The 6658-nt window shown below is 41.6% G+C and carries 6 protein-coding genes; all 6 read left to right on the top strand.

The genetic code is table 11. From position 1 onward, the window contains the following. Positions 1–2002, top strand: a 2002-nt coding sequence (gene polA, locus ACRCJ0_RS08335) for a DNA polymerase I (protein ID WP_431390156.1), incomplete at its 5' end; no start/stop codon positions are given. A 171-nt stretch (positions 2003–2173) separates the two neighbouring features. Then, positions 2174–3028, top strand: a complete 855-nt coding sequence (gene mutM, locus ACRCJ0_RS08340) for a DNA-formamidopyrimidine glycosylase (protein ID WP_431387498.1) — start codon at positions 2174–2176, stop codon at positions 3026–3028. A gap of 17 nt (positions 3029–3045) precedes the next feature. Beyond that, the gene (gene coaE, locus ACRCJ0_RS08345) at positions 3046–3654 is read left to right on the top strand and encodes a dephospho-CoA kinase (protein ID WP_419970728.1); all 609 of its coding nucleotides are present in this window, start codon (positions 3046–3048) and stop codon (positions 3652–3654) included. A 79-nt stretch (positions 3655–3733) separates the two neighbouring features. Further along, the gene (gene nrdR, locus ACRCJ0_RS08350; RefSeq protein ID WP_419970729.1) at positions 3734–4246 is read left to right on the top strand and encodes a transcriptional regulator NrdR; all 513 of its coding nucleotides are present in this window, start codon (positions 3734–3736) and stop codon (positions 4244–4246) included. A 22-nt stretch (positions 4247–4268) separates the two neighbouring features. Beyond that, positions 4269–5819: a DnaD domain protein gene (locus ACRCJ0_RS08355; RefSeq protein WP_419970730.1), complete on the top strand. Its 1551-nt coding sequence runs from the start codon at positions 4269–4271 to the stop codon at positions 5817–5819. Between the two features lie 2 nt (positions 5820–5821). Continuing rightward, positions 5822–6658 (top strand): primosomal protein DnaI (gene dnaI / locus ACRCJ0_RS08360; RefSeq protein WP_431390157.1); only part of this gene is annotated, 837 nt, incomplete at its 3' end.

Genomic DNA, 6658 nt, shown 5'->3' on the forward strand with positions numbered 1-6658 from the left:
CATGAAGAAATCGAAGCGTAAAGAAAATCTGATCAACGAAAAAGACAATGCGATGCTGTCTAAAAAGTTGGCACGAATTGAACTGGACGCACCTGTGAAAATTGAATTAGCTGAGTTACCTTATAAAGGCAAACAACTTGAACCGCTGATGTCATTTTACAAGGATATGAACTTTAATGGCTTTATGTCTCGTTTATTGGAAAATTCAGACCAGGCGGACTTGTTGACAGAAGATTGGGAAGAGGTTACCTATACGCATGTGGCGTCTGCTGAAGATTTAACAGTGGATCATTTCCCAGGTGTGGCTGCAGCGGATGGTTATGCGATTTACCTTGAAAACTTGAGTAAAAACTACCATGATTCAGAGGTTGTGGCTGTTGCATGGACGAATGGTAGTGAAATCTTTACCGGAGATGCTAGCTTACTACAGGCTAATTTATTTAAATCATGGTTGTCGGATGAGCAAGTCACAAAAGTAGTCTTTGATGCTAAACGGACGAAAGTGATGCTGGACTATGTAGGCATCGACTTTGCAGGGGTTGTAGATGACGTCTTAATTGGGTCGTATTTATTACATGCCCGCGACAATTCTAACGACTTGGCTGAAGTGGCACGCGAATTCGATATGGATGACTTGTCTTATGATGAGTCTATTTATGGCAAAGGGGCTAAACGAGGCGTACCTGAAGAAGCTGAAACCATGTACGAACATATTGCCCGTAAAGTGCATATTATCGCACGTTTACAAGAAACCATTCGCCCGCAATTAGAAGCCAACCAAATGGATGACTTGTACCAAAAAATGGAGTTGCCATTGGCTTTAGTATTGGCTAACCTTGAAATTTTAGGGATTTCAGTGGATAAACAACAATTAGTCACTATGCAAGCTGAATTCCAAGAGATTATTGACGGCCTTGAAGCCAATATATGGAAAGAAGCAGGCCACGAATTTAATGTGAATTCACCTAAGCAATTAGGGGTTATCCTATTTGAAGAAATGGGCTTACCTGTGATTAAGAAAACGAAGACTGGTTATTCAACAGCCCAGGATGTTTTGGAAAAATTGGCTGGCCAAGCACCAATTATCGACTTGATTTTAAACTACCGTCAATTGAATAAATTGCAATCGACTTATGTTGAAGGGTTACAAGAGTTTATCCACGAGGATGGTAAAATTCACTCTCGTTTCCAACAAACCTTAACTTCAACAGGTCGTTTATCATCAGCTGATCCAAACTTACAAAATATTCCAATCCGTTCTGAAGAAGGTCGGAGTATCCGTAAAGCATTTGTGCCAAGTCACGAAGACTGGGTTATTTTTTCAAGTGACTATTCACAAATTGAATTACGAGTGCTAGCCCATATTTCTGGTGACAAGCACATGCAAGAAGCCTTCAACAACCACGAAGATATCCATACTTCAACAGCTATGAAAGTCTACAATGTGGCTAAAGAAGAAGTGACCTCTAACATGAGACGAAACGCTAAGGCGGTAAACTTCGGAATTGTCTATGGGATTTCTGACTATGGTTTAAGCCAAAACTTGAATATCTCTCGTCCGGAAGCTAAGAACTTTATTGACACTTACTTGGAAAACTATCCAGGTGTTCAAGCTTACATGAAGGATGTTGTAGAGAAAGCCAAAGAAGATGGTTATGTAGAAACCCTATTTAACCGTCGTCGCTACTTACCTGATTTGAAGGCGAAGAACTTCAACGTTCGTTCATTTGCTGAGCGTAATGCCATGAATACGCCAATTCAAGGGACCGCAGCGGATATCATTAAGATAGCCATGGTGAAGATGGATGAAGCGTTAAAAGCACACAAGTTACAAGCCAATCTATTATTACAAATTCACGATGAGTTGGTCTTTGAAGTGCCAAAAGATGAAATTGAGACACTAGAAAAATTAGTGACTGAAATCATGGGGTCAGCAGCCCAATTAGATGTGCCGTTAGAAATTGAATCTAATTACGGTGCAACTTGGTATGAAGCTAAATAGATAACAAAAAGAGGTGCAGTTAAAACAAACTGGCACCTCTTTTCTGGCTTATGGAATAAAATAAACATGGAGGGCAGATAACTTGCGAGGTTTGCCTCCTGCTTGTCTTTTCAATAGGCAGGTTTTGCATTAGAATAGAATAAAGAACAGATAGTAGAAAGTGGTGTAATGATGCCCGAGATGCCAGAAGTGGAGACGGTTAGACGCGGTCTAGAAGAAATTGTTATTGGTAAGACAGTATCCTCTGTGACAGTGACTTGGCCAAGAATTATTCAAGCGGAAGGTGGCGTGGAGGCTTTTGAGACCCGGATGCCAGGCCAGCAATTAGAAAAAGTAGATCGGGTAGGGAAGTTTTTACTTTTCTATTGGACAGATGTGACATGGATTGCCCATTTACGAATGGAAGGCAAGTACCTATATGAGCCAACGGAAAGCCCGGTAGACCAATATACCCATGTTATTTGTCATCTGACTGACGGTCATGACCTTCGTTACCGAGATGTTCGGAAGTTTGGCCGGATTCATATGGTTGAAAAGGCGGATACTGAAGCGGAAATTGCCAAGCTGAAATTAGGTCCTGAGCCAAACGATTTAACCTTTGATTATCTGCAAAAGCGTTTTGATAAGACAACAAGATCCATCAAGGCAGTTCTGCTGGACCAAGGGGTTATTGCGGGAATTGGCAATATTTATGCGGATGAAATCTTATTTGCAGCGAAAATTCACCCTGAACAAAGCGCTAGATCATTATACGACGAAGAAATCCAAGCCATTATCACTGAGAGTCGTCGGATTATCTCGTCAGCCATTGAAGTTGGTGGGACAACGATTCGCACCTATACCAATACCTTTGGTGAGAATGGTCAATTTGCCGATTATTTAAAGGCCTACGGGAAAAAGGGTCAACCCTGTCCACGATGTGGCACTGAGATTGAGAAAATTAGCGTGGCTAAAAGAGGGACGCATTTCTGTCCATATTGCCAGCACATTCACCTTGCAGTGAAAAATATTACATCATCTATTTAAATTAAAACGGAGGCACTATGAGTCATATTTTAGGACTAACCGGCAGTATTGCCACAGGTAAATCAACAGCAAGCAAATTTTTTAAGAAAGCTGGATTTCCAGTCATCGATGCAGATTACGGGGCACGGGTGGTTGTTGAACCCGGACAACCAGGTTTAGAAGCGGTTAAAGCACATTTTGGGGAGGATATTGTCTTTCCAAATGGGGTTTTAGACCGCAAAAAACTAGGCCAAATTATCTTCTCAGATGATAAGGAACGAGAGAAACTGAATGAACTGTTACGTCAACCTATTCGTGACTGGTTAAACAGTCAAAAAGACAAGTATGAAGCGGAAGGCCATGAACTGATTGTCATGGATATTCCTTTATTATTTGAAGGGGATTTCGCGGATGCATGTGACCAGGTGATGGTTATTTATGTGTCAGAAACCATTCAATTAGACCGGTTAATACAGCGGGATAACTTAACTTCAGTTGAGGCTTTTCAACGAATGACTTCTCAAATGTCCATTGAACGAAAAGCGATGATGGCAGATGTGGTGATTGATAATTCGGGGTCTATTGCAGATACTGAACAACAATTGGATGCATGGGTCGGCATCTCTGGTTTTCAACCGCTAAAATAGTGGTTGAATAGCCATTGTGCTATAATAAATCGAGCAATTCTTCAAGTATACTAAAATTGAAAGCAGAGGTGTCAAATATATGCAATGTCCAAATTGTGCTTCAACCAATTTAAAAGTAATTGATAGTCGACCAGCGGAGAATAATACTTCTATTCGTCGACGTCGAGAGTGCTTAGACTGTGGTGCCCGTTTTACCACTTTTGAGCGCATCGAACGAACACCCTTATTAGTCGTTAAACGTGACGGGACCAGAGAAGAGTTTTCTCATGAGAAGGTTTTGCGTGGCCTGATCCGTTCTGCTGAAAAGCGTCCTGTATCAGCTGACCAACTTGAACAGTTAGCCAATGACGTTGAATCTGAGTTGCGGTCTCGTAGCCAAAATGAGGTACCAGCTTCAGAAATTGGGGAGTTGTTGATGGCAGCTTTACCAGATATTGACGAAGTGGCTTACATTCGCTATGCCAGCGTATACCGACAATTTGAGGATCCGACTGTTTTCCTAAGAGAAATCGAACAATTAAGAGGGCGGAATGACCAGGGTGAAGGCGATGCGAATCGTGAAGACGCACACCAAGATCATGTAGCAGACTAAATATTTCATAGAAGGGAGGGTAATGCCAGTGACATACCCATGGCAAAATTTAGATCCAAAAGGGCTTGTTCAAATTACCCAACCCCACTGGATTTCAGATATTGACCAGCAAGTCCTACTTCATCTATACCAACCCATTATTGGGGGCATTGCCTACGCCTTTTACCAAACTTTATATGCCAATATTCAATTGTCTGACTTTGTCTCAATTCCTTTGCGCCACTTCGATTTAATGGAACAAATGGTGGCCGGTAAAGAGCAATACGTGAAGGCCAGACGGCAACTGGAAGCAATTGGCTTATTACAAGTTTTTGAAAAAAGTAATCATACAAGCCCAGATGATTTGACGACGATTTACCAATTGCAAGCACCATTGGATTCTAAGCATATTTTCTCTGACCCAATTATGTCTAGTCTTTTAATGGACCGGTTGGGTCAAGACCGCTATCAATTAATGCTAGATAAGTTTTCCATCAAAATGCCAGTAGACTTGAAATCAGGAGATTGGTCGGAAGTGACCGCTACTTTCCAAGATGTCTACCGATTACCAAGTCAATACTATCCCATTTCGGATGAGATTGAGGATAAGTTGGTAGCTAAAAATAGCCAAACCAAGGCAACTACAATTACTAGTGCAACATTGAATATGAACACCTTAAAAGAGTTGCTGCAATCGTCATTCATCTCTGAAAAAGCCATTACAGATAAAGTGAGAGAGATGTTTGTATCCTTACATCAACTCTATGGTTTTGATGAAGTGGACTTGAAAGAATTGGCCTTATCAGCGACTGATCTAAGGACCAATAAGATTGACGTACGCAAGTTACAGCGTCTGGCTTTAGACCGGTCGAGCAATCAAACGAGTACAAGCAATGTTCACCCGGCAAAGGCATCTTCACAAGGGACTAGTAGCAGTTTAACGGACCGGATTACATTTTCAGAGACCCAAGAACGCCAACAAGCACACCAAGCTGATCAAATATGGTTAGGCAAAGGGCTTTCGCAAGAGGAGTTGTCATTTTCCAAATTGGCTAGGTCTTATCCACCAATTGCTTTTGCGAAGTCGATTAAGGAACAAAAGGGTGGCTATCTGACGAAGTCTGAGGGGAACGCCATTACCGAGTTAATCCAGTTAGAAGTGATTCAGCCGGCGACCTTAAATGTAATGGTCCAATATTGTTTGATTGAGTTGGAACAGAACCGGCTGACGCGCTCATACCTAGAGAGTGTTGCTGATGACTGGCGTCAAAACAAGGTGGTTGAGCCTGAAGAAGCCATGTTATACTTGAAGCAACGTAAGCAGAAGAGTGCTGAAAATTATGAAAAACGGCAAAAAAACCGGATGGCTAAAGGTCGTTATCAGACGCAGAAGCAGTCGGTTAAACCAAAATGGTTAGACCCTGATTCAAGACAGGATAAATATCAAAAGCCAGTGGCGGTGCCAAAGGCAAGTGACCCAGAAACGCCTAAGCAAGACGCGGTAGTCAAGCAAGAAAATAAGGCATCCTTAAGTGCCCAAGAAGCAGAAATTCAACAATTACTACAATCATTAAATCCAAAAGAAGGTGAGTAAGTATGGCTGATAACAACCAAATGAAAAATGTGGGCGACTCCTTAAAACAGCAGTTCAACCGCAATCCTATGTTCAAAGAGCGACAAGCCAAAATTGAAGGGATTGTTCAAAGTGACCCAGATGTACAGGCTTTTCTTGCCAAACATCAATTAAGCTTTGAAGACGAAATTGTGAAGAAATCATTTTCAAAATTATATGAGTTTGCCCGTGAGAACGGCAATGATGCTCTGGGCCAAAAGAAATTCGTCCAATATGCGCCCAATTTGATTATGAACGTGAACTTTATCGATGTGGATTATCATCCAACTGAAGCCTTTATCCAGCAACAAGAGGCCGAAGAATTAAACAAGCGGGTGACTATGGTCTCAATGCCGAAAAGTCTGCGATCAGCTTCTTTTGAAAAGATGACGAAGGATGACTATCAAGACCGATTTGAAGCGATTCAAAAGAGTCTGCAATTCATCTCAGCCTATACCAGTAAGCCAAATGCTTATCATAAGGGGTTGTATCTACACGGGCAATTTGGAGTTGGGAAAACCCACATCTTAGCAGCTTTAGTCAATACTTTGGCTGAGCATGGGGTCAAATCTACCTTGGTACATTACCCAGAATTGTTAGTAGATTTGAAATCACGTATCCGGACCAACACTGTTGACCAAAGAGTCAATGAAATCAAGCAGGCGCAAGTGCTAGTGTTAGATGATATTGGTGCTGAATCTAATAGTGAATGGGTCCGCGATGATGTGTTGGGTGTTATTTTGCAATACCGGATGCAAGAGCAGTTATCGACTTTCTTTACCTCTAATTTCTCAATGGCTGAGTTGGAAGAATTTCTAACA

The organism is Aerococcus sp. L_32, from assembly GCF_050689315.1.